This window comes from Chamaesiphon minutus PCC 6605 (genome assembly GCF_000317145.1).
Classification (GTDB): Bacteria; Cyanobacteriota; Cyanobacteriia; order Cyanobacteriales; family Chamaesiphonaceae; genus Chamaesiphon; species Chamaesiphon minutus.
This window is the reverse complement of record NC_019697.1, coordinates 2,016,623-2,038,794: the sequence shown is the minus strand read 5'-3', so window position 1 is coordinate 2,038,794 and position 22,172 is coordinate 2,016,623. Positions and strand designations below refer to the sequence as shown.

General features: G+C 44.2%; 19 protein-coding genes and 1 pseudogene. 10 read left to right on the top strand and 10 right to left on the bottom strand.

Features of this window, described 5'->3' with window-relative positions; translation table 11 throughout:
• Positions 1 to 67 precede the first annotated feature (67 nt).
• Positions 68 to 3,139, bottom strand: coding sequence for a Tn3 family transposase (locus CHA6605_RS09435; RefSeq protein ID WP_015159244.1), 3,072 nt, complete (start codon positions 3,137 to 3,139; stop codon positions 68 to 70).
• A 146-nt stretch (positions 3,140 to 3,285) separates the two neighbouring features.
• On the opposite strand from CHA6605_RS09435, the pseudogene CHA6605_RS09430 reads away from it, so the two are divergent.
• A pseudogene (locus tag CHA6605_RS09430) lies at positions 3,286 to 3,847 on the top strand (recombinase family protein).
• A gap of 324 nt (positions 3,848 to 4,171) precedes the next feature.
• Here CHA6605_RS09430 and CHA6605_RS09425 read toward each other — a convergent pair.
• Complete coding sequence (locus CHA6605_RS09425; RefSeq protein ID WP_340140930.1) at positions 4,172 to 5,176, bottom strand: tyrosine-type recombinase/integrase; 1,005 nt, start codon at positions 5,174 to 5,176, stop codon at positions 4,172 to 4,174.
• 358 nt (positions 5,177 to 5,534) lie between these two features.
• On the opposite strand from CHA6605_RS09425, the gene CHA6605_RS33935 reads away from it, so the two are divergent.
• The 3 genes from CHA6605_RS33935 to CHA6605_RS09415 all read left to right on the top strand — a co-directional run bounded on the left by CHA6605_RS33935 (position 5,535) and on the right by CHA6605_RS09415 (position 7,819).
• Positions 5,535 to 5,705, top strand: a complete 171-nt coding sequence (locus CHA6605_RS33935) for a hypothetical protein (protein WP_157259934.1) — start codon at positions 5,535 to 5,537, stop codon at positions 5,703 to 5,705.
• 66 nt (positions 5,706 to 5,771) lie between these two features.
• The gene (locus CHA6605_RS09420) at positions 5,772 to 7,094 is read left to right on the top strand and encodes an Nramp family divalent metal transporter (RefSeq protein ID WP_015159241.1); all 1,323 of its coding nucleotides are present in this window, start codon (positions 5,772 to 5,774) and stop codon (positions 7,092 to 7,094) included.
• 158 nt (positions 7,095 to 7,252) lie between these two features.
• Entirely contained in the window at positions 7,253 to 7,819 is a 567-nt protein-coding gene (locus CHA6605_RS09415) for a class I SAM-dependent methyltransferase (RefSeq protein WP_232432237.1), read from the top strand.
• Here CHA6605_RS09415 and CHA6605_RS09410 read toward each other — a convergent pair.
• Positions 7,798 to 8,346, bottom strand: a complete 549-nt coding sequence (locus tag CHA6605_RS09410; protein WP_340140939.1) for a class I SAM-dependent methyltransferase — start codon at positions 8,344 to 8,346, stop codon at positions 7,798 to 7,800. The two genes, CHA6605_RS09415 and CHA6605_RS09410, sit on opposite strands and share 22 nt — an antisense overlap.
• A gap of 128 nt (positions 8,347 to 8,474) precedes the next feature.
• On the bottom strand, positions 8,475 to 8,876 hold the full coding sequence (locus CHA6605_RS09405; RefSeq protein ID WP_015159239.1) for an ArsR/SmtB family transcription factor: 402 nt from the start codon (positions 8,874 to 8,876) through the stop codon (positions 8,475 to 8,477).
• A 142-nt stretch (positions 8,877 to 9,018) separates the two neighbouring features.
• Between CHA6605_RS09405 and CHA6605_RS09400 the strand changes: the two genes are divergently transcribed.
• Both CHA6605_RS09400 and CHA6605_RS09395 read left to right on the top strand, forming a co-directional pair.
• On the top strand, positions 9,019 to 11,214 hold the full coding sequence (locus CHA6605_RS09400) for a heavy metal translocating P-type ATPase (RefSeq protein ID WP_015159238.1): 2,196 nt from the start codon (positions 9,019 to 9,021) through the stop codon (positions 11,212 to 11,214).
• A 33-nt stretch (positions 11,215 to 11,247) separates the two neighbouring features.
• Positions 11,248 to 11,910, top strand: coding sequence for a cation diffusion facilitator family transporter (locus tag CHA6605_RS09395; RefSeq protein WP_232432236.1), 663 nt, complete (start codon positions 11,248 to 11,250; stop codon positions 11,908 to 11,910).
• Here CHA6605_RS09395 and CHA6605_RS09390 read toward each other — a convergent pair.
• The 5 genes from CHA6605_RS09390 to CHA6605_RS09370 form a co-directional block, all read right to left on the bottom strand.
• Positions 11,907 to 12,788 (bottom strand): RNA polymerase sigma-70 factor, encoded by an 882-nt coding sequence (locus CHA6605_RS09390; protein WP_015159236.1) that lies wholly within the window; start codon positions 12,786 to 12,788, stop codon positions 11,907 to 11,909. The two genes, CHA6605_RS09395 and CHA6605_RS09390, sit on opposite strands and share 4 nt — an antisense overlap.
• A gap of 1 nt (position 12,789) precedes the next feature.
• Complete coding sequence (locus tag CHA6605_RS09385; RefSeq protein WP_015159235.1) at positions 12,790 to 13,413, bottom strand: FMN-dependent NADH-azoreductase; 624 nt, start codon at positions 13,411 to 13,413, stop codon at positions 12,790 to 12,792.
• A 32-nt stretch (positions 13,414 to 13,445) separates the two neighbouring features.
• Complete coding sequence (locus tag CHA6605_RS09380) at positions 13,446 to 13,910, bottom strand: hypothetical protein (RefSeq protein ID WP_015159234.1); 465 nt, start codon at positions 13,908 to 13,910, stop codon at positions 13,446 to 13,448.
• A 292-nt stretch (positions 13,911 to 14,202) separates the two neighbouring features.
• The gene (locus CHA6605_RS09375; protein WP_015159233.1) at positions 14,203 to 14,829 is read right to left on the bottom strand and encodes a TetR/AcrR family transcriptional regulator; all 627 of its coding nucleotides are present in this window, start codon (positions 14,827 to 14,829) and stop codon (positions 14,203 to 14,205) included.
• Between the two features lie 56 nt (positions 14,830 to 14,885).
• Positions 14,886 to 15,329: a hypothetical protein gene (locus CHA6605_RS09370; RefSeq protein ID WP_015159232.1), complete on the bottom strand. Its 444-nt coding sequence runs from the start codon at positions 15,327 to 15,329 to the stop codon at positions 14,886 to 14,888.
• A 192-nt stretch (positions 15,330 to 15,521) separates the two neighbouring features.
• Here CHA6605_RS09370 and CHA6605_RS09365 point away from each other — a divergent pair, with 192 nt between their 5' ends.
• Entirely contained in the window at positions 15,522 to 16,838 is a 1,317-nt protein-coding gene (locus CHA6605_RS09365) for a mechanosensitive ion channel family protein (protein WP_015159231.1), read from the top strand.
• A gap of 136 nt (positions 16,839 to 16,974) precedes the next feature.
• Positions 16,975 to 18,315, top strand: a complete 1,341-nt coding sequence (locus CHA6605_RS09360) for an MFS transporter (protein WP_015159230.1) — start codon at positions 16,975 to 16,977, stop codon at positions 18,313 to 18,315.
• Between the two features lie 353 nt (positions 18,316 to 18,668).
• On the opposite strand, the gene CHA6605_RS09355 is transcribed toward CHA6605_RS09360, so the two are convergent.
• Positions 18,669 to 19,364 (bottom strand): type 1 glutamine amidotransferase domain-containing protein, encoded by a 696-nt coding sequence (locus tag CHA6605_RS09355; RefSeq protein ID WP_015159229.1) that lies wholly within the window; start codon positions 19,362 to 19,364, stop codon positions 18,669 to 18,671.
• Positions 19,365 to 19,952: 588 nt separating this feature from the next.
• On the opposite strand from CHA6605_RS09355, the gene gorA reads away from it, so the two are divergent.
• The gene (gorA, locus tag CHA6605_RS09345; RefSeq protein WP_015159226.1) at positions 19,953 to 21,293 is read left to right on the top strand and encodes a glutathione-disulfide reductase; all 1,341 of its coding nucleotides are present in this window, start codon (positions 19,953 to 19,955) and stop codon (positions 21,291 to 21,293) included.
• A gap of 52 nt (positions 21,294 to 21,345) precedes the next feature.
• Positions 21,346 to 22,116, top strand: coding sequence for a glycoside hydrolase family 24 protein (locus CHA6605_RS09340; protein WP_015159225.1), 771 nt, complete (start codon positions 21,346 to 21,348; stop codon positions 22,114 to 22,116).
• Positions 22,117 to 22,172: the final 56 nt, after the last annotated feature.

Sequence of the window (22,172 nt, the reverse complement as noted above, 5' to 3'; positions counted from 1 at the left end):
TGAGGGCACTGGGAGGTTCCTACGAGGGGTTTTTTGTATAAACCCTCGAAAAGGGGGATTCTGGAAATTAACGAGACGGGGCTTGGGTTAGCTGCTCAACGATCGCATCGAGATCGATCGAATCAGCAAACTTGCGAAACTCATAACGACCATACAAATTAATGTGCTGCCAAGCAACAGGAGAAATCTGTCTCAAGTCTTCAACCCCTTGAAGATCTCCAAGCTGCTCTCGATGTTCGAGAACACTAGACAAAATCCTGGCATTGTAATAAAGAATGCAATTAGCAATCAAACGTCCGCACTCGCTCCATAGTTGTTGCTCTAACTCAGACTTAAAGCGGAGCTTCCCAAAATTAGCATGTGAGATAGCTCGGCGTAACTGATGATAACTTTCGCCTCGATTCAATGCCCGCTGAACATTTTGACGCAACGGTAAAGAGTCAATATAATCAAGCAAATATAAACTTTTTAAAATATTGTCATATTCCCACAAAGCCCGTCTAGTCTTATTCTTCCGCGCATAAGCACTGAGTTTACCTACAATTATGCTTTGAGTAGTTTCCTTCACTGCTAGTGAAACCATAATGCGTTGAATATTCTCCCATTCCTCCACAATTAATTCAGTATTAATTTTACGAATTGGCTTGATGACGCAATCCTTATCATAGTTACTGGGATGTTGAAATCCGTATAGAGATTTGCTAACCTTGTCATATATATCTTTATAGCGAGGAGCAAATTGATAACCAAACGAATGCAGTACCGCAAAATTAATCTCATTCGTACCGTGAGTATCAGTGGAATGGATATTCGGCTGAATATCAGTCGTATTGTTAAATAAGATATCAAACACAAAGTGGCTCTCATGCTCATTAGCCCCAATAATCCTGGCATTAACCGGAATATGATTAGCAACGAGCGTGTACGAGACAACACCCTTATTCAGTCCAAAATACTTAGGAGAGTGACGTGAATTAATTGTATTAATTCGAGCTTCAAATTTCTGTCCGTCACTACTAGAATGAAGGAGATTCCCGATATCATAATGATGAAATATCGATAACTCAGCAATCGCATTACTAATCAGGTCGTTTGCATCTTTGAGCGTTTCTAATCGAATAAAATTCTCCGAGGTAGTGCTAAGAAGTTGATAGCTAATATCAGAGATTTGACCCATCCTACCCATACCCATATTATTACCCCAAGCAATCAAACAAGCAATAATCACATGCTCATCCACAGCTTGTCGATGATAACGACCTAATACATGCTCGAAAGCTTTGATAAAATGGCAATGTCGATCTACAAAGTGAAGAATACTCGCAATATCAACTTGTTTTAAACTATCAAAGAGCGGTGCATTGATGAGATCGATACCTTGAGGATATAAGAGATTCCAACTAACTTTATTGCGACGCTTCTTAATCTGAAAGTGTTCGTTCTCTCCGTCAGCAATGCGACGATTAACTTCACCAATCCGCTTTTCAAGATTTTGCTCAAGTAGGGCTAAATGTTCGATAATTGGCTGGGCTAAAATAGTGAGATTATTGCTAATCATTAATTCCTGCTTGTCTTGCCAGCGCAGATCGTCAATTAAGTCATCCTCAAGACTCCGAAAATGAATACTGTTTCGACAAGAGATATCACCCGATTCTAATCCGTTACGGAGTAGTCGATAGATTAAAAATTCATAGCGATCGGGAATTAACTGCTGTTCTTGTTCGCGGTCGCTCGTGTAGAGATAACTTGTAACAGAAGCTGGGACACACTCGACTGGAAATAAGTCACTCTGGAATTCCTTGAGTGGCTTACCCTTCTTAAATGCTACTCTCAAGAAATCGATCGCTTCGATTAATGTATCCTGAGCTAGTGTTGTGGTAAACTCAACTGTTAATATTATCTGTCGCAAGTGCAACTTAAACTGATGAGCTAATTTATCAATGTGTTCCCATTGAAAGGCAGTTTCATCAAAACTGACTATCTTCGCCATTCGATCGGCAACAACCATCAACTTTGGACGTGGTAGAATCCCAAAGATCTTAGATTGAACCGTCTTAAAAGGTGTATTTGCTTCAATACTTTCATCTGTTAACAGTTTGAGCACCTGCCCTGCTTTTTGAAAATTCTCATTAATCTCAAGATGACATTCATATAAACGTTCTTTGGCAACACTTTTAGCTTCATCATTATAATGCCTCACTCTAGAGATTAAACAGTTAATTAAATTGTCCGAGCGTTGCTGATATCGATGATGAGCAAAACAGATAATATAAATATATGCTGTCCATTTGTTCAGTTGTTTCAATCTGGCAACAGAGTAATAACCGACTAACGCAGCATAATATTTAATACTCTCATTAGAGATCTCCATCTCTGGCAATAAGCTTTCAGCGATCGTGTAGAGTAAATATAATCGCTCGCCTCTTTGAATCTCATACTTAGTTTCTTTGAGACTAAAATTTCTCGGCTCTTGTTTGAGGTGTGTAATTTCGTATAAGCCGGGTGATTCTTCTAATAGTTTTTCAAAGGCTTCTAGCTCAGATGCTTGCAACCGATCGCTTACAATTTTTATTAATCTATTGTGCTCGTTAGTCAAAGCTTGACTAACGATGTCTTGCATTAAGGTATAACCTGGAACCGCAATCTTTCGATCTGTGAGATAATTGACAAGTTCGCGAAACACATAAACAGGTTTACTGTAAACCTTTGCCGATTGTTGTGCTTTCTGTTCGAGTTCTTGACGTTCTTCTTTCCCACATAGATGATAGCGATGGAGTTCGAGGATTAACCGCTGTTGTTTGAGCCGCGTCTGTTTGTCAATTACTTTGATTCCACCGAGCTGTTTGGAATTAAAATATTGTTCGATAATATATTGAAAATCGTTTTTAACCTCATCAAATGTAAATATGAAGAATAGATGCTTTGCTCTGAAGTATCCTAATTGAAGAATGAAATATACTTGAGATTTAATTGAGCCAAATACTTCAAGAATCTCTAAATCCGATTGTGATAGTGTGAAGTATTCAATTTGTTCTTCACGGTTAAATTTAGGTCGAGCGTAAATACTCTCAATTTCATCAGTAGCCAGAATCTTCAACCGCTTGTCCTTGCGGGTGATTTCAGTACCTCGATCTTTCATTTTGGCTACTCATTATTCAATTTTATGAGTCTCAGAAAGTACACTTTCTGGGACGTTCTTTAATTATGTCTCTTTCCATGTCTCAAAATACCTTTCTCTTATCCTTTAAGGCATAATGAGACGTAAATACATCTACAGGTGTTTGTATGGCTTTGGTTGGGTACGCTAAGAGTTAGCTCGTCTGGGCAGAGTCTTGACGTTCAGTTACAGAAACTCAAACATTGCGACAAGATCTATCAAGAAACACAAAGTGGTACTAACCATCAGCGTTCTCAGCTTGCTGCTTGTTTGGAATATGTCCGAGACGGCGATACGTTGATTGTGTCGCGGTTAGATCGGTTAGCTCGCTCTACTCTTCACCTTTGCACGATCGCTGATGCACTCCAGCGCAAAAATGTCGCTTTGCAGGTTCTCGACCAAAATATTGATACTTCTGATGCTACGGGTCGTCTACTTTTTAATATGCTGGCGGCGATCGCTGAATTTGAAACTGAACTCCGCTCTGAGCGTCAGCTAGATGGCATTAATAAGGCAAAAGAGTTGGGTGTCAAGTTTGGGAGGAGTAAACGATTATCTCCCCAACAGGTGGTGGAGCTTCAGCTTCAACGCCAACAGGGTGTTCTGATTAAAATCTTGATGAAAGACTTCGATCTTTCTAAGGCGAGTGTCTATCGTTATCTTGGAAAATCTAGTTCGGAAGTACCATAAAACTCAGAATCCCCCTTTTCGAGGGTTTATACAAAAAACCCCAAACTGAGGTGGTAGATGTCGAATTAAGGTCATTCAATGGAGCACTCGTAAGCGATCGCGATAGTAAAATTCTACTCGAATCCACTTGACGTTTGCTCACAAATTTTGGTGCGATCGGATGAGGAGTCCGCCCATCTTGTCTACTTTAGCAATCCAATCGTACTTCACATGCCCCTAAAAACAACGGGCCGCTAATGCACTTTAGCGGAACGTCTTGAGACCATAGTTACTACGGGGAAAGGTTTTCAGGCACTAGCTACGTTTTGGAGATTTCCAACAAATTCACACCAAATCGGCTAGTGTATTAGTAGCTTGGGCTTGATATTTATGGCGGTTATCATCGTAGCGATTTAGGGTGTTCAAATTTGCATGACGGCTTAGTCCTTGAGCGGCTCGAATATTTCCATCGCTGGCATCGAGGTAGGCAGTGATGGCACTGTGTCTGATCCGATGGGGAGAGACGATCTTATCGATTCCGGCTGATTCACTAAACTTCCGAACCAGGCGATAAATAGTACTGCCGTCGAGTCGATGTCCCTTACTGCGTCTATCCAGACTGATAAACAGAGGATCTGACGATCGATATTTGTCTCTAGCTGCTAACCATTGTGAGAGCGCGATTGTGGTTGCTGGGGACAGGTCGATCTGACTTTTTTGGATCTTGCCTTTACCTAAAATCGATAGTCGCCCCGATTTGTCAAAATCGCCCACGTCCAGGCTACAGATTTCATTCCGACGCAAAGCATTGTCCCAAAGCAATCGCAGGATGGCGTAATCCCTGATCCCTTTGATGGTGCTACGATCTGGAATTTGAAGCATTTCCCTAAATCCAGCTACCTCAATCCCTGTTGTGTCGCCATAACTCTCGACCTTTAAGCAAGTAACGTCGGCCAGATTAAAGTGACACTGCTCTGCTTGACGGGCATAGTCTACGAAGGATTTTAAGGCACTGAGCCGGACGTTAATCGTACTGGGGGCTAATTTAGCATCGATAAGTAGTTGTCGATATTGGAGAACTTGATAAACAGCTTCTGGCTGCTGTAGGGAGAGAAACTGAGTTAGAAGCCACTCTGATATTTCACTATTGTAGGTGCGACGACAAAAATCGACGATCGCCTTGCTATAGTTTCGCTTAGTATTGGCAGAAATTTTCAGTCGGAGAAAGTCAGCAAGAAGATCTGAAGAAGAACGAATGGCTTCAGGTAAGTTGGGTACTGGAATGGGTTTAGATACTGGCGACCGCATGGCATCGATCGGCAAGCGAGAGAGGGACTGTACTTGCCACAAGTACTAAAATTTTAGCGCAAACTAAGAACACGACAATGAATTTTATCTTACTCATATTGTCTCAAGTACGCGCCTAAAGACACTTTCACGTTATGAAAGATTCTTCAACGTGAAAGTACTCGATCGAGCGTACATGGTCTACCCCTTATCACTAAACCCACCCTAGAGTGAGAATTGACAAATCTGACCATCAGCGATCGATCTAAATCTCTCAGTTCCAGGCATTAGTGTTGCCGATCGGGAAGAGCGAAAACAATCTAGTACAGAAAGATTTATCCGGTCTGGTTCTAGTCAGAAAAATTCGGCGACTGGCGAACATCCGCGAAAAATCAAGTCTGCATCCAGACAGAAAACAGTAGTGGTGCCAAGCGATCGGCGTAAAACCATCGTTGCAATGAATGTCAGCAATCAGACATCGATCGAAGGCAACGACAGTAGTAAAGTCAGATTGATTCCCAAACGTAAACTAGCTGATGTTTCTCCTCCACCATTGAAGTCAAGGATTCTGGCGGCGCGGAGACACCAATGAGTCATTAAATTTAGAGGTGCATGTGTGTTAATCTGAAGATTATGAGAAGAATATGAAAATCAACCCATGTCACAGATCGACAAAATTCCTTCACTACCAGAAGTACATCGGACAGTAAGCGTCCCAACCAACGGCAGCTTCTGGAAAAAGATGTTGGCGTATGCGGGGCCAGGATATCTCGTTTCGGTTGGATATATGGATCCAGGTAACTGGGCAACGGATCTAGCTGGCGGTGCTAAATTCGGCTACAGTCTGTTGAGCATCATTTTGTTATCAAATTTGATGGCAATTTTGTTACAGGCACTTTGTGTCAAATTGGGGGTGGCAACTGGACGAGATTTAGCGCAAGCATGTCGGGACAATTTTAGTAAGCCTGTTAGCTTTGGTCTGTGGGTATTGTGTGAAATTGCCATTTCAGCTTGCGATCTAGCCGAATTGGTCGGTAGTGCGATCGCATTACAATTATTGTTTAATATTCCATTAGCCGTAGGCGTGTGCATTACGGCGTTAGATGTGTTTGCGATCCTGTTTCTTCAAAATAAGGGCTTCCGTTATATTGAAGCATTAGTGATAACAATTATCGCTGTGGTTGGAGGCTGTTTTGTCGCTGAATTAATCTTTGCCAAACCCGATTTGGGTGGAATTCTGGGCGGTTTTATTCCACAGGTAGAAGTAGTCAGAAATCCAGAAGCACTGTATATTGCGATCGGCATTCTAGGGGCGACAGTGATGCCACATAATCTATATCTACACTCCTCGATCGTCCAAACTCGTAATTGGGAAGATACCCCAGAACAGAAGCGGGAAGCGATTAAATTTGGGACGATCGATTCAACTATTGCTTTATCTTTAGCGTTATTTATCAACTCGGCAATTTTGATTTTAGCAGCGGCGGTATTTCATTTTTCCGGCAAGCAAGATGTCGCCGAAATTCAGGATGCTTACAAGTTATTATCACCGATGTTGGGTGTTGCTCCGGCTAGTGCCATTTTTGCGATCGCGTTATTAGCCTCTGGGCAAAATTCAACTTTAACGGCAACGATGGCGGGGCAAATTGTGATGGAGGGATTTCTCCACCTCCGAGTGAAACCCTGGCTGCGTCGCTTGTTGACTCGGCTGGTAGCGATCGTACCAGCACTACTGACAATTATCTTTTTTGGTGAAGGTAGTACGACGAGTTTGCTGATTTTGAGTCAGGTGATTCTGAGTTTACAGCTTTCGTTTGCCGTTATTCCACTGATTATGTTCACTAGCGATCGCAAGTTGATGGGTGAGTTTGTCAATCCTACTTGGCTCAAGGTGCTGGCTTGTACAGTGGCAACAATCATTGTCGGGTTGAATGGCTGGTTATTATTTCAGACATTCTCAGGATGGCTTAATCCTAGCTGATAAAAGATAAGAGTTAGGTGTAATTATTAATTTAATAGAATAAGCTGCCGATCTTAGCTACTATTTTAAATAAACTCTTTATGCTTATGAATATTTATTCCCGACTAATTTTCCCCACATTAATCGATTCTCCGTAGGAGAGGCTACGCCAACGAGTAATGTCTGGGGAAGATTTTGCCAACTATCGGCAGATAGTCCTCGCCGATGCAGTAGGCTCGGTATTAGAAATTGGTTTTGGTACTGGCTTGAATTTAGCTTATTATCCGCAAGGTCGAGTAGAGAAAATTACGACTGTTGATGTCAATCCAGGGATGAATAAACTCGCGCAAAAGCGGATAGCAGCTAGTTCAATCAAGGTAGATTATCAGGTGCTCAATGGCGAAAAATTACCAATGGCAGATGATACATTCGATACAGTAGTTAGTACTTGGACGCTGTGCAGTATCAAACAGGTAGAAACAGCGATCGCTGAAATTCACCGCGTACTGAAACCAGGTGGTAAATTCCTATTTATCGAACACGGATTGAGCAATGAGCCAAATATCCAAACTTGGCAACATCGAATTACTCCCATTCAGAAAGTAATCGGTGATGGCTGTCATCTCAATCGACAGATCCGCCTACTAATTGCTAAACAGTTTAATAATTTAGATGTTCGGGAATTTTATAGCCCTAACACACCTAAAATTGGCGGATATTTTTATCAAGGAATTGCAATTAAGTAATGGCAATATAAAAATTGTTGAGTCGTGTCAAATGGAGTTTTATGTAATTCCATACTAGTTTCTAATAACTGGAATCGATCGCCAAATTCTGCTTGTAGCGATCCGGCATTGTAACGCACAATTTTCAATCCACTGCACTTTTCTAGCCCATCTAAACCAAAAGTCGCAATAATTACATGACCACCAGGTTTAACTGCATCCAAAACTTGTCGAACATAGGCTGCTCGTTGTGCTGGTAGAGTGAGAAAATGAAATACCGCTCGATCGTGCCAAACATCATACTGTTGCGATGGGAGGTCTGCTGTTACAATGTGGGTGACTAGCCAGTTGATTCGCTCTGCTACTGTGCTCAATCGTTGTCTGGTAGTATCGTTGGCGAAGCCTTCCCTTTGGGAAATCGCTGCTTGCGAAATATCCAAAACATTCAGGTGCTGGTATCCTCTCTCGATTAAGTCATCAACTAATGTTGCTTCGCCACCACCAATATCAATTATCGTAGCATTAAGATCTGGGGCAGCACGTTCGATTAGTGCTAGCGACTTGTCGAGGTGCGCTCGATACCAACTTACCTCATTAGCAGCTTTTGTTTGGTAAACTTTCTCCCAATGCGTTTTTGAATCTATGATAATTAGACTGATAAAAGTTAGTTGAGATTTTAACGTAGGGGCGAAGAAAACAACTGTGCAGAAATCGAGTTGTACAAGTCGATCGCTTGACTATCTGCCAAACTATAGTAGACATTTCGCCCTTCCTTACGGTAATTGACCATTCGCATCGATTTCAATACTCGCAACTGGTGAGATACCGCCGATTCCCCCATTTTCAAACCTGCTGCCAGATCGCAGACGCACAATTCTTGTTTCGCCAATGCTGAGAGCAGTCGCAACCGATTGGGATCTGCCAATACATTGAATAGCTCGGCTCGACGTTGCGCTTGCTCCATCGGCAGAATTTCTAGTTGCAGTTGACGGACATTATCTAAATGTACCAATCGCTCTTCACAACTAGGTACCTGAGTATCCTCGATCGATTTACTTGAATATTCCTGCTCGGTCATGAAATGTCTAGTTGAGTGAAGATGAACGCTCTCTAAATTATAAACCTAAGAATGAAAATCATTCTATCTCTGAATATACTTTCAGATATTGTGATTTTGGTCTACAATCTAAGATATTAGTTCCATACTCTTCACAACAGATATGACTCAAGTACCCGCACTCAAAACCCAACGGCTGCAAGTTGGTGGCATGGACTGCACGAGTTGTGCAGTGAAGATTGAAGGCAGTTTAGAGAAGCTAGCAGGGGTAGCTGAGATCTCTGTGGTGGTGGCAACTGGGCGGCTAATTGTCACTTACGACCCAGCACGGGTAAGTGAAGCAGATATTAAAGAGCGAGTGACAGCTTTGGGATATACGATCGAAACAGAAAAGTCTAAGTCTCCAGCTACACAGATCGGCAATGACCATAGCAGTCATGACCACAGTAGTCAAAATGATGGAGACGAAGATGACCATGCTCATAATCATGGTGGGGGAGAAGTTAACTTAAAGCGTGAAGGTGTATTAGTTGGGGTTGTAATTGCCTTATTTGTGTTGGGTTCAGTCTTTGAGGAAACACTGCACAATACACCATTATCGATCGGGGAGTATGCAGTATTTATCCCAGCTTATTTATTAAGTGGTTGGACTGTATTAACTACAGCCGGACGGAATATTTTACGCGGACAAGTATTTGATGAAAACTTTCTGATGACGATCGCCACTGTGGGAGCGATCGCAATTCATAAGCTACCTGAAGCTGTGGGCGTGATGTTATTCTTTAAAGTTGGTGAATTGTTTCAGGAATCAGCCGTCAGTCGCTCGCGGCGATCGATTTCGGCATTACTTGAAATTCGTCCCGATGCTGCCAATCTCAAAACGGCTAATGGGATTGAAGTCGTTTCACCAGAACGGGTAAAAGTAGGCGATACAATTATTATTAAGCCAGGGGAAAAGGTGCCCTTAGATGGTGAAATCGTCGAAGGTAACTCTCAAGTCGATACATCGGCATTAACAGGCGAATCAGTACCGCGCACGGTGAATGTGGGTGAAACTGTATTAGCCGGAATGATTAATCAAAGTGGCGTATTAACTGTCACCGTTACCAAATTATTTGGAGAATCATCGATCGCGCGAATTCTAGATTTGGTCGAAAATGCAACTGCTAAGAAAGCCGCAACTGAGAAGTTGATGACTAGAATCGCCCGTCGGTATACGCCGATTGTAGTGATTTCATCGTTACTAGTTGCCTTAATTCCACCGCTGGTAATTCCAGGTGCCACCCGCGCTGAATGGGTGTATCGCGCTCTAATACTCTTGGTAATTTCTTGTCCGTGTGGATTGGTAATTAGTATTCCACTCAGTTATTTTGGAGGTCTTGGTGGGGCGGCTAAACGGGGAATTTTGGTGAAGGGAGCGACTTTTTTAGATACTTTAGCTGGAGTTAAAGCGATCGCATTTGATAAGACGGGAACGCTGACTAAGGGCGTATTTAAAGTTACTGAAATCGTCCCTTATAATGGGTTTAAACAAGATGGGTTGTTAAGGATTGCAGCGGCAGCAGAAACAAATTCTAATCACCCGATCGCTAAATCAATTGTAGTAGCTTATGAGCGACCGATTGATGAATCTACGGTTTCTAATTATACCGAAATTGCCGCTCATGGCATTCAGGCGACAATTGAAGGAAAGCTAGTTCTAGCAGGTAACGATCGATTGATGCACCGTGAAAATATTACTCATGATACCTGTAATGTTGAGGGTACTGTCGTGCATTTGGCAATCGATGGAATTTATGCTGGTTACATTATTATTGCCGATGAAATCAAAGAAGATGCAGTTCGAGCAATTCGCGATCTCAAAGCCGCAGGTGTCGAGCGAATTATGATGCTGACTGGGGATTCACAAGCTGTAGCAGCACGGATCGCGAAGACTTTGGGTGTCGATACTTTTGCGGCGGAGCTATTGCCAGAAGACAAGGTAGCGGCAATTGAAAAACTGCTCGGAGAATTCCACAAAAAAGGTAAAGTTGCCTTTGTTGGGGACGGAATTAACGACGCGCCTGTAATTGCCAGAGCCGATGTGGGAATTGCGATGGGTGGATTGGGTTCGGATGCGGCGATCGAAACTGCGGATGTCGTATTGATGACAGATGCGCCTTCAAAGGTGGCGGAAGCAATTCAGGTGGGCAAGAAGACTCATGCGATCGTGTTGCAGAATATTATATTTGCTTTAACTATTAAAGTGATTTTTATCGGATTGGGGTTACTGGGATTAGCAACAATGTGGGAAGCTGTTTTTGCTGATGTCGGTGTGGCATTAGCCGCGATTTTTAATGCAACTAGAGTCATGAAGTAATCATTGTCTTCACTTAAAGTGAATAATAAAATATTGAACCAGCTAGACATCGATTGTATTCAGCCTAAAACATCTTTACTGTGGATGATTTTAGGCTTGCGAATTGCGTTGTTCTCGATCGAATTGGGCACGGCGATCTGGAGTCATAGTCTATCGCTATTAGCCGGAGCGGGACATCTATTTGCAGATCTATTGACACTGGGACTAACTTTTATCGCTGCTTGGGCGATCCAACGTCAGCCATTAAATCGCACTATCCAAACCGAGCAGCGGTTGAAGGCTTGGATTGGATTAATTAACGGGATTAGCTTGGGCGCGATCGCGCTTTTAATTGCCCAGGAAGCGGTGAAACATCTACAAACGATCGAATCGGTAGCTTCTTTACCCATGTTGCTGATAGCCGGATTAAGCCTAGCTACGAACGGTTTCGCGGTCTACTTACTATATCGACATCGCGACCGAGATTTGAATCTGCGGGGCGTTTTTCTACATGGGGTTGCGGATGCCACTGGTGCGTTGAGTGCGCTTGTAGCGGCTAGCGTAATGTATTGGTTTGATTGGTTGTGGGCAGATGCAGCGGCTAGTTTACTAGTGGTGTTAATAATTAGCGTTAGTGCGCTGTCGCTGATTAGATCGGCATGGCAAATGCTCCGAGAAGATTCAATCTATCCGCCTTCAAACACTACGGTTATCTAACCTGAGATCGAACGTAGCAATTTGATTTTCACTGTACCTAGCTTTTCTGGATTGACAACTGCAAAAATAGATCGAATGCGATCTCCTGTAAATTCAAAACTAAAAATACTATGGGTGTGCTCATCAACAATATTAATAATTCCCGACTGACCATTGACTGTTATCACCTGTGAAACTAGCGTCGGTGTCAAGCGGCTGCGGCGAATTGCCACCAAAAACCGAGCGACTTTTTGACAGCCCTGCAATGGTTTTTGCGCTGCGACAACTTTACCACCGCCATCCGACCAGAGGGTCACATCTGCTGCCATTAGTGTCATCAATTCTGGTAAATCACCACGATCCCAACAGTCAAGAAATCGCTCGACAAGGAGATCTCGATCGTCAAAATTGGAAAGTGTCGGTCGGCGTAACACGAGATGCTGTCGGGCGCGACGCACGATCTGGCGACAGTTGGGAATACTTTTGTGGACGGTTTGCGAGATCGCTGCATATTCATAATCGAAAACTTCACGCAACAGGAAAACGGCTCTTTCAGTTGGGGATAAGCATTCCAGCAGCATTAGAAATGCGAAGGAAAGAGATTCCGCTAATTCCGCACGATCTTCGACATCGGGACGTTCGGTTATCAGTGGCTCTGGCAGCCACGTTCCGGTATATCGTTCGCGGTGGACGCGGGCAGAGCGGAGATAGTCGATACACAACCGCGTCACAATCTTCGATAGAAACGCTTTGGGCGACTGAACGATACTTTCGGTATGTTGCCACCGAATCCAGGCTTCCTGGACGATATCTTCGGCTTCTGTGAAGCTGCCCAGCATTCGATAGGCAATCGCAAATAGCAGGGAGCGATATCGATCGAACAATTCCAATCGGTTCATATTACCAGGACGCAGCTAGATTCATCAAATTGAGCCGTGCGGTTGCTACTTCCTGTTGGCGAATTTCCTCATCCATAAACTGGTTGGGAATCGGCACGATTTCGACCTCTTCAATCCCAATAAAGCCCAAGATCGATCGTAAATAAGGATCGCAAAAATTCATCTCTCCAAGTGGCGTACCGACGACAAAATTTCCAGCACTGGGGACGATCGCAATCGCTTTTTTACCTGTTGCTAGTCCTTGGAAAGTATGGGTTTGGGGATCGAATGTAAAAGTGCGATTCACCCGCACGATATTATCTAGATACGCTTTTAAAGTCGATGGCACACTAAAATTATACATAGGTACGCCGAGTACTAAGCGATCTGCCCAGAGTAATTCGGCAATCAATCGATCGGATTCAGTCAGTATTGTTGCCATTTCTAGTGTGCGGCTTTCTGGCGGCAGGTAATTTGCCGTCGTCCACAGTTCGGTAGGATGAGCGGGAGGATTAGTACCGACATCCTGCTGCTGGTGATGAAAATCGGGATGTGAATTTTGCAATGCTTCGATAAATTCGTGGCTGAGTGCGCGAGAAATCGATTTTTCTAGCCGGACGCTAGATTGAATTTCAAGTAGTTTCATGAAAATTGTAATATAAGTTCTCGATCGATAATTTAACGGCGGTATTGTTGGTAAATTTTCTCGAACTGTATCGAGTCGAGTTCGCAATCTAATGGATTATTTTCGTCAATTGCAATCGAGTGAATTCGCTCCTGAAAAACTGCGGTCAAAAATGCAATTAGATCGCTCGATCGATTAAATTGTGGCTGAGTTGCTAAAAATGATTCAGTTACACCCAGCGGCGGTAGTTTTGTCCCGTTGGCACAATAGACGATCGGATTTTCTGGATCTAAACGCATCATGCAGTAAATCGTATTGTTGCCATCATTTAAAATCGCAAATGGCAGTAAATCGAGCGGGCATCTACCCAATTTGAGATGGCGATGTCCGGCTAAGGCATAATCTAATGGTAAGAATTTAGCAATAATTAATCGCTCACCTAATTGTAGATGGATTTCGGTTTCTCGTCCTGATAATTCTCCATGCCATTTGCCTTTAATCCTCAGTAATTTCTCCACCAAATTTAACCTGCCTGGCTGACCGGAAAGCCCGTTATGCGATCGATAGAGGTCGAAAGCAGCTTGGGGAAACGTCCATGAGTATCCAGCAATTTGATCCTCGATTTGCTCGTTGGCGTAGCCTACCGGAGGTAATCGTTAATCCAGGCTGGAGGCGGCTGGAAATTTTAGGTGCGACTTGGCTTAATACGGTATCAAAACTGTCGAATAGTTCGGTCATGGCGATCGCAGCTAGAGAGAGGCTAACTTAATTAAGACGAGATAGTTATCCGATTTGTGACAAGCTAATGATTTAGGGAATCACACCCCGACACAACAATGTAATTGCATCGGCAATAGCCAGATTATCGTTCCGTTCGCGAAGCGTCTGCCTGCGCAGAGAGGCTCCGCCAACGAGATCGATTGAGTGATGCGAACCGATCGTTTCCGACAACGCGAGATGATGCAAGTGTGAAATTAAAATGGCTGCCATCGTCTCGGCACTACCAGGACGAATGCGCCCCAAATCTGCTTCAGCATTGAGATAGGCACAGAGTCGATCGCTAATTTGCATCGCTGGCAGCGTGTGACGTTGCAAAAAAGTTGGCAGATCGAAAGCTGGATGTGCGATCGAAGATAGAAAAATGGGCATTACTTCACGAAAATAAGCCACAATCTGCACACAAATCGATTGCAGGTTAGTTTCAACCCGTTCCGCCCCGATTCGCACTGCAAATATAGTCTCAAGCTGCGCTGTCGGCGGCACCATTGCGGCAAAGAATAGATTTTCTTTGGTGCCAAATCTTTGAAAAATCACTGCTTCAGAGATGCCAACCAGTTTCGCCAGCGTTCGCGTCGAAGCCTTTGCCCCTACCTGGAGAAAGAGCGTTCGTGCCACAGCCAGAATTTCGTCATCGGTAATAGTTTTCTGTCGGGGCATTCAGTTTAGCTGGAGTTGCGATGTGTTGTGGGTTTTTAGTGCGTGGTGAGACACATTTACAGCACAATACCGTGTTCTTGGCGAATTACCAAAATAGATTGTTCTTTGAGCGCAGACAGATCTTCTACGGCGATTTTCCGTTTCATCCGCCAGCTTTTGAAAAAGATCCCGATAATGCGCGGTAGGCTCACACACCAGATTCCCAGCAACTGGAAATGTCCGATTCCCGCTAAAACACTGCGATGTTCTTGAGTGGCAACAGCGCGGTGCATTTGGCTCACATTCGCGGTTGTGGCTAACATCATCCAGATGTGTGCAGCAATCTCATCCTGAATGGAGGTACCCAGATCGAACAAGATATGGACGGCATCATGTTGTTCTAATGACTGCATGATATCTGCTGACGCTTGGGTTGCAAAGTCTTCCGGCTCCGATGCCCGCATGTTCTGGATTGCTTCACCCAGCGTCATTGAAGGGTCAGAACCTAAGTATTTATTCATGGCTGAATCCGCTCAAAATATAAGTAAGCACTTGCTCATATATTATTAATTTATTCTACAATGCCCCGATTATTTAAGCAAGCCTTCAAGATAAAATGAAGAGGTGAAAAGCTTAAATGTCTTACAGAGGCTGAGTCAAGCGATCGATTTATATTCTGGACAGAGCTATTAATGTAGTCAAAAATTATTATAGTGAACGCTGCATTCAAACGATTCTTGCTGAAAACGATCGCGACTTTGCTAGCGATCTTGCTGTTCCTTCCTTCAGTAGTAGCACAGTCCGAACGGGTAACGGTGCGTCTGGACGGACGAGCCGTATTTCGGGTTGGGGTAGTTGGGGGACTAGATGCGACGGCACGCGCCCGACAAATCGAGCAGCGGATGAATCGCTTGCTAGAAAATCCCGATGCGATTGCCACGCCTCGGATCGAGTCAACAAATGCGAATACAACCGATCGGACGATCGCGATCGCAGGTGTTCCAGTAGTAACAGTGACACAGACGGATGCTCAAGATAACCTAACGACAGTGAATGTCTTGGCAACGCAATGGTCGCAAGCGATCGACACAGCCTTAGAACGAGCGAGTAAACGCCGACTTTCTCCAGGTGGTCGATTTGCCGCAGAAGTCCAATCCTCAATTGAAACTGCTTTCGGACGATCGATCGAATCTGCTATTGTCATTATTCCCCGCGCCCTTGCCGCCTTGTTGACGCTCGGATTATTTTGGGCGATTGCCACCTTCGTTCGCTGGTTGATGCGGTTCATCTTCCGACGGATTGTCGAAGACCTGACGGTTGAAAATCTGATTAAACAGGTCGCTTATTATGCGATTTGGATCTTAGGGTTCATCGTCGCGATCGATGCCTTTGGCTTCGATCCGCAAGCCGTTGCTACAGGCTTAGGATTAACCAGTTTGGCACTCGGTTTTGCCCTCAAAGACATTCTCTCTAATTTTATCAGCGGCATCTCGATTTTGGTGTTGCGTCCGTTTGAGTTAGGCGACCAAATTATTGTGGGGGAAACAGAAGGTAATGTCGAACGGATCGATCTCAGAGCGACGCAACTCCGTACCTATGATGGTCGAGTGGTGCTGGTTCCTAATGCCGAAGTGTTCACCTCGCGGATCGTCAACAACACAGCCGCATCCACTCGTCGGGGCAGTGTGACTCTATTCATTGGCTATGATACCGATCTGCCACAGGCGATCGATGTTGTTCGAGCAGCGGTTCAGGCAACCGATGGTGTGCTGACAGAACCCGCTGCTTCGATCCGCGTTCGGGACTTGGGACAAGACGATATTGTCATTGAAGCTCGGTTCTGGACGGACTCGCAGCGATCGGATTTTGTCGCCACCACTTCTCAAGTTAGACAGGCGATCGTTGCTGCTTTGAAGGCGGCTGAAATTGGACTACCTAATCCTGATGTAAGAATGTTGATACCTTTTCAGACAGACCAATGGCAAGCCGCATTGAAGAATACAAATTCAAATTTAAACCATCGCGATTAGATCGATTATTCCTTATTTCAGAGATCTAATGGATTCTACAAAAGATATAGTAAAAGTAAGACTGTAGCGACAACATTCTGTAAATCCGACTCAAGCATCAACGATTACCTAACGGTAGGCTGCGCCAACGATCGACATGAAACAACTTCCTCACTGGCTGCAAGGATTGAACAATCCGATCTTTGCCAGATTGTATCTGGCTCAAACCATCAATCTCGTTGGCGACGCGCTGACTTGGTTAGGTTTGGCATTGTTGGCGTTTGAGTTAGCCGGAGCACAAGCTGGAACGGTTTTAGCTGGGGCACTCACATTGCGGGTGACGGCGTTTGTCATATTGTCGCCGATTGCTGGGGCGATCGCCGATCGAGTCGATCGTAAATGGTTGATGGTAACAACTCACTTGGCACGAATGGCGATCGTCTGTCTGTTGCCGTTTGTCACTCAGATCTGGCAAATTTACGCGATCGTGCTGTCGCTCAATGTGTTTTATGCGTTCTTCGCACCGACTTACACTGCCACCATTCCACTGGTAACGACCGAAGCAGAGCGATCTGGGGCGATCGCCTTATCCAGTGCCACTTATCAGCTTTTGGGCGTGTTAGGGCCTGGTTTAGCTGGCAGTATCGCGGCATTTATCGGTACCAGACAAGTGTTTTTTCTCGATGGCATCACCTTTTTAATCGCGACAATCCTTATCGTGACACTGCCCGGACAACTAATGGTGAATCAGCACCAACAGACGGCTAGAACCGTCAACCGAACTTTAGAAGATATTCGGCTGGGTACGGTTTGCCTATTCCTCGATCCGCCGATTCGCTATGCACTGGTACTGCAATTAGTGGCGGCGATCGCGGGGGCAGAAATTCTCGTTAATACAGTCGGTTACGTCCAAGGGGTACTCCAGTTTGGCAAGATTGAATATGGCTGGGTGATGGCGGCATTTGGGATCGGGGCAACGATCGCATCGATCGGTTTGGGTAATTTCTCGCAAAAGTTCAGTCCCATCTTATTGACGAGTATGGGCACCGTGCTGATTACGCTGGCGTTATTACCTGCCAATCTCGTGAATTTGGGCGGATTATTGGTGCTGTGGGCGATCGCGGGTATCGGACAAACGCTGGTGAATGTGCCCACTCAAACGTTAATAGCCGATCGAGTTGCAGTTGAAGTGCAGGGAAGGGTTTATGGTGCCCATTTTGCCTGGAGTCATTTATGGTGGGCGTTAGCTTATCCACTAGCGGGTTGGATGGGTAGCAATTCGCCAACGCATAATTTTTTCTACACTAGTTTAATCGGTGCTGGATTATTAGTGTTGGTATATCTAGCTTTCAAGCCGTGGAAACTCACCGATTTACCAGGTGGGCTGTGGCACGAACACGAGCATCTTCACGATGAGGAACAACATTCACACGCACATTCACCCAATCTAACTACCCAAAGTCCGCACCATCACTTACATTTTCATCCCGAAGGTTGATTGGCAAGTCATCCTTATAAATTAGGAGCTGTGAATGTTCTAGTTGTATTCACATCAGGGAGTGGACGCTGATGCCCTCCAGTAATTGCGGATTGTCAATATTATTGTTTGGTACCATCTAAAAGATCGCTCGATGCTCGACCGCTTGCTTAGATCGGTGTTTTCGCGGCTGGGTTCAGATTGGTCTGCGACCCTTGAAACGGCATACTATGGTTTATCCGATCGCAACTTGTAACCGCTCGGAGTCTTTATGATTTTGTCACGTCGATCGAGTCTAATCTAGACTCGATCGACGCGAACTGGCAGAGATTGAGCTGCTTAAAAATTTATGTAAGCAAGTAGTTTCAAGAAGATTATTTAACGGTGGTAAGCAAACTGAGCTGTTCGAGTAGTTCCTTGGCGGCTGGCTCGGAAGATGCGGGGTTTTGTCCGGTAATCAGCAAACCATCTTTGAGGACATAGGGCTGCCAGTCGGCTACTTTGGAATAATGCCCACCGTTTTGCACGAGCATATCCTCGACCAGGAAGGGAACGATTTCGGTCAATCCGGCTGCCTGCTCCTCGGTATTGGTAAAACCTGTGACTGCCTTACCTTGGACGATGGGAGAGCCGTCAAGGGTCTTGACATCACGGAGTACGCCTGGAGCATGACAAACTAGGGCGACTGGTTTACCTGCGGCTAGCATGAACTCGATGAGATCGATTGAGACTGGATCTTCAGCTAAGTCCCACAGCGGGCCATGTCCGCCAGGGTAAAACACTGCATCGAAATCAGCAGCAGCAACCTCGCTTAATTTGAGTGTGTGCGCGAGCGCAGCTTGAGCAGTGGGATCTGCCTTAAAGCGTTGCGTGTCCTTAGTTTGAGCATCTGGGGTATCGCTCTTGGGGTCGAGCGGTGGCTGCCCACCACGCGGTGAAGCTAGCGTAATCGTCGCACCTGCGTCTTTAAATGCGTAGTAGGGAGCGGTAAATTCTTCGAGCCAGAAACCCGTTTTTTTGCCCGTATTACCAAGCCTGTCGTGTGAGGTTAATACCATTAGTATGTTCATTATGACTCCTTTCATTACTGATATTTACGAACTGACGATCGATCGTTACGTAGCGATCGGCAGTACAGGTCGTTTATCTAAGCGAAGATTATATTTACCCGATCTAAATTTGCGATCGTAATCTGTTTGTGAACGGTTCGAGTCAGATCGCAGCGATACAACATTATTATCGATGACTTAGATCGTTATGAAAACTCAAGCAATCGTTCAATCGTGCAAATCGACTACTTTCTATTTTAGATTAAAAATACGTATGACTTATGAAATTAATTTATTTCTAATAACTCATTTTAAAAAAGTTATGACTAATCCTTTTGAAATTTACTTTCAACTAAATCTATCAAATGAACTAAGAATTATACCATCGACAGAGGAAGAATTTTCATTTTCCGTGTAACGCCGATCGAGATGATTTCATCATGATTTCATTTATTAATGCTATTACACAGATCGAAATAGATGGGTTCATATTTATAAGATAGACTGATGGCTTTCATCTCAATTTCATTCAGGGCTGTCAGACTCATAGTAATATCAACAAAAATTGATATTAACGATTCAAATAAGAACTTATTTTATTTAATCATTATGAAATTTGATTACGATCTGTTTGTGATTGGGGCGGGGCCTGGAGGCATTAGTGCTGCCAGACGAGCTGCTGAATATGGGTTTCATGTAGCAATTGCCGAACGAGATCGGGTAGGTGGTACCTGTGTCGTTCATGGCTGTATTCCTGAAAAACTACTGTCCTATGCGGCTAGTTTTTCCCACGTTTTGGAAGATGCTGACGAGTATGGCTGGAATAAAGTTAACGAGCGATTTGACTGGCATAAATTTATGGCAGCCAAAGACCGCGCCATCGAACATCTGAGCCAATTGCATATTCAGCACCTTCAAACAGCAGGAGTCGAATTAGTCAAAGGACACAGCAAATTCTTAGATGCTCATACTTTAGATGTTGGGGGACGACGCATTACTGCTGACAAAATTCTGATTGCAGTCGGTGGGGAAGCTACCAAGCCAAACATTCCAGGGATCGAGTATGCCATCACGTCGCGCCAAATGTTTGAACTCAAGCAGCAACCCGAACATCTGCTCATCGTCGGCAGCGACCAAATTGCCATAAAGTTTGCTGGAAGTATGAATGGTTCGCTCTCCAAAGTCACTCTTATAGTGGCGGAAGACTGTGTTTTACCAGGCTATGACGAAGATCTGCGTACTACCGTTCGCGATGGCTTGATAAAGAATGGAGTTCGAGTTCTTTGCAATACCAGCGTCGAAAAAATCGAACGAGTAGAAGCTAGTTTAAATGTCAGTTTGTCAGGAGACAGCCAAGATACTTTAACTGTAGATACCGTTCTATGTGTTACGGGTCGCGTTCCGAATGTGAGTAGCCTCGGTTTGGAGAATGCAGGCGTGGAAGTCACGCAAGGAGCGGTTGGAGTAGATGAATCTAGTTGCACCAACCAACCGCACATTTTTGCGGTTGGCGATTGTACTAATCGACCTCATTGGACTCCAGTAGCCATTGCCACAGGTCGTGCTTTTGCCGATACAGTGTTTGGAAATAAATCCAGAACTATAAGTTATGAATTTATTCCTAAAGCAGTTTCATCCCAACCTGAAGCCGCGACTATCGGTTTAACTGAAGCTCAAGCACGGGAAAAATTTGGTGAAGCTGTCCGCTGCTATTCCTCCAAGTTTCAACCACTTTTCGACAGCATCGCCGTACCAGAACAGAAAACCCTGATGAAGTTAGTGGTTGATGGCAATTCAGATCGGGTGCTGGGCGCACATATGGTGGGTGAATACGCTGCTGAGATTATTCAGTGTCTGGCTCTTGCCATTAAAAAGGGTGTAACAAAAGCAGATTTCAATGAAACGATCGGTATTCATCCAACGGCTGCGGAAGAGTTTTTCAGCTTATGAGTGTTGAAATTGGGCATGATTATCGACTTATAGAATTATGGAGACAAGCTAAATGCTAAATAATGGCTTGTTAATCATTTGGTTTCACTTTTTATTAGATCGATTCCGCAAAGCAATCGGTATTAAAGAATACTTTTTAAATCCAGAAAAATCTGTAGGTTATAGCAAATCAAAACAATTCAAGCGAAAAGTGATATTTGGCGGATTATTTATTCTATTCTTACTAATCACTATCTGGTCTGGGTTTGATAAACAAAAAACATCCCAACTCAAAGATACTAACTCTATTCCGCCGTTAGTGATGACAGGTGGGAACCCTTATGTTAGAGCATTAATGCGAACTATTTCCACAAGCGAAGCTAAAGATACCAATCCTTACACTCTTCTGTATGGTGGTAAGCATTTCACCGATCTGAGTCGTCATCCGAACCAATGTATCACAATTGTTTCTGGCCCTCATCAAGGCGAATGTAGTACAGCAGCAGGTCGCTATCAAGTTCTTACTTCTACCTGGCTGGAAAAGGTGAAGCAGTATCGCTCCAAACAATCAAAATCTTTAACTGGAAATCCTGACAATTTTGAGCCACAGTCACAAGATGAAGTGGTCTATGCTTGGCTGATAGATCGTCATGCTTGGGGAGCAGATATCGCAGATCTGCTGAAGCAGGGGAAATTGAATCGGGTTTTACAGCTTTTGTCTGGTACTTGGACGAGCCTCGGCTACGGCACGGAAAATAATTCAATCACACCCATGCTCTCCAAGGTTTATCAAAAAGCGTTATCTGAAGAATTGGATCGAGTCAATATGTCTTCTCACGATTAGTCTCTGTGTACGTTCTAAGTCATAATGAGTAGTAGGAATGGAACGAACATTATAAT

Excerpts from the sequence above, each read along its gene's own strand:
- CHA6605_RS09420 (WP_015159241.1), top strand. The coding sequence starts at position 5,772 with ATGTCACAGATCGACAAAATTCCTTCACTACCAGAAGTACATCGGACA.
- CHA6605_RS09415 (WP_232432237.1), top strand. The coding sequence starts at position 7,253 with ATGTCTGGGGAAGATTTTGCCAACTATCGGCAGATAGTCCTCGCCGAT.
- gorA (WP_015159226.1), top strand. The coding sequence starts at position 19,953 with ATGAAATTTGATTACGATCTGTTTGTGATTGGGGCGGGGCCTGGAGGC.
- CHA6605_RS09435 (WP_015159244.1), bottom strand. The coding sequence starts at position 3,139 with ATGAAAGATCGAGGTACTGAAATCACCCGCAAGGACAAGCGGTTGAAG.
- CHA6605_RS09340 (WP_015159225.1), top strand. The coding sequence starts at position 21,346 with ATGCTAAATAATGGCTTGTTAATCATTTGGTTTCACTTTTTATTAGAT.
- CHA6605_RS09370 (WP_015159232.1), bottom strand. The coding sequence starts at position 15,329 with ATGAATAAATACTTAGGTTCTGACCCTTCAATGACGCTGGGTGAAGCA.
- CHA6605_RS09360 (WP_015159230.1), top strand. The coding sequence starts at position 16,975 with ATGAAACAACTTCCTCACTGGCTGCAAGGATTGAACAATCCGATCTTT.
- CHA6605_RS09400 (WP_015159238.1), top strand. The coding sequence starts at position 9,019 with ATGACTCAAGTACCCGCACTCAAAACCCAACGGCTGCAAGTTGGTGGC.
- CHA6605_RS09385 (WP_015159235.1), bottom strand. The coding sequence starts at position 13,413 with ATGAAACTACTTGAAATTCAATCTAGCGTCCGGCTAGAAAAATCGATT.
- CHA6605_RS09355 (WP_015159229.1), bottom strand. The coding sequence starts at position 19,364 with ATGAACATACTAATGGTATTAACCTCACACGACAGGCTTGGTAATACG.
- CHA6605_RS09390 (WP_015159236.1), bottom strand. The coding sequence starts at position 12,788 with ATGAACCGATTGGAATTGTTCGATCGATATCGCTCCCTGCTATTTGCG.
- CHA6605_RS09405 (WP_015159239.1), bottom strand. The coding sequence starts at position 8,876 with ATGACCGAGCAGGAATATTCAAGTAAATCGATCGAGGATACTCAGGTA.
- CHA6605_RS09375 (WP_015159233.1), bottom strand. The coding sequence starts at position 14,829 with ATGCCCCGACAGAAAACTATTACCGATGACGAAATTCTGGCTGTGGCA.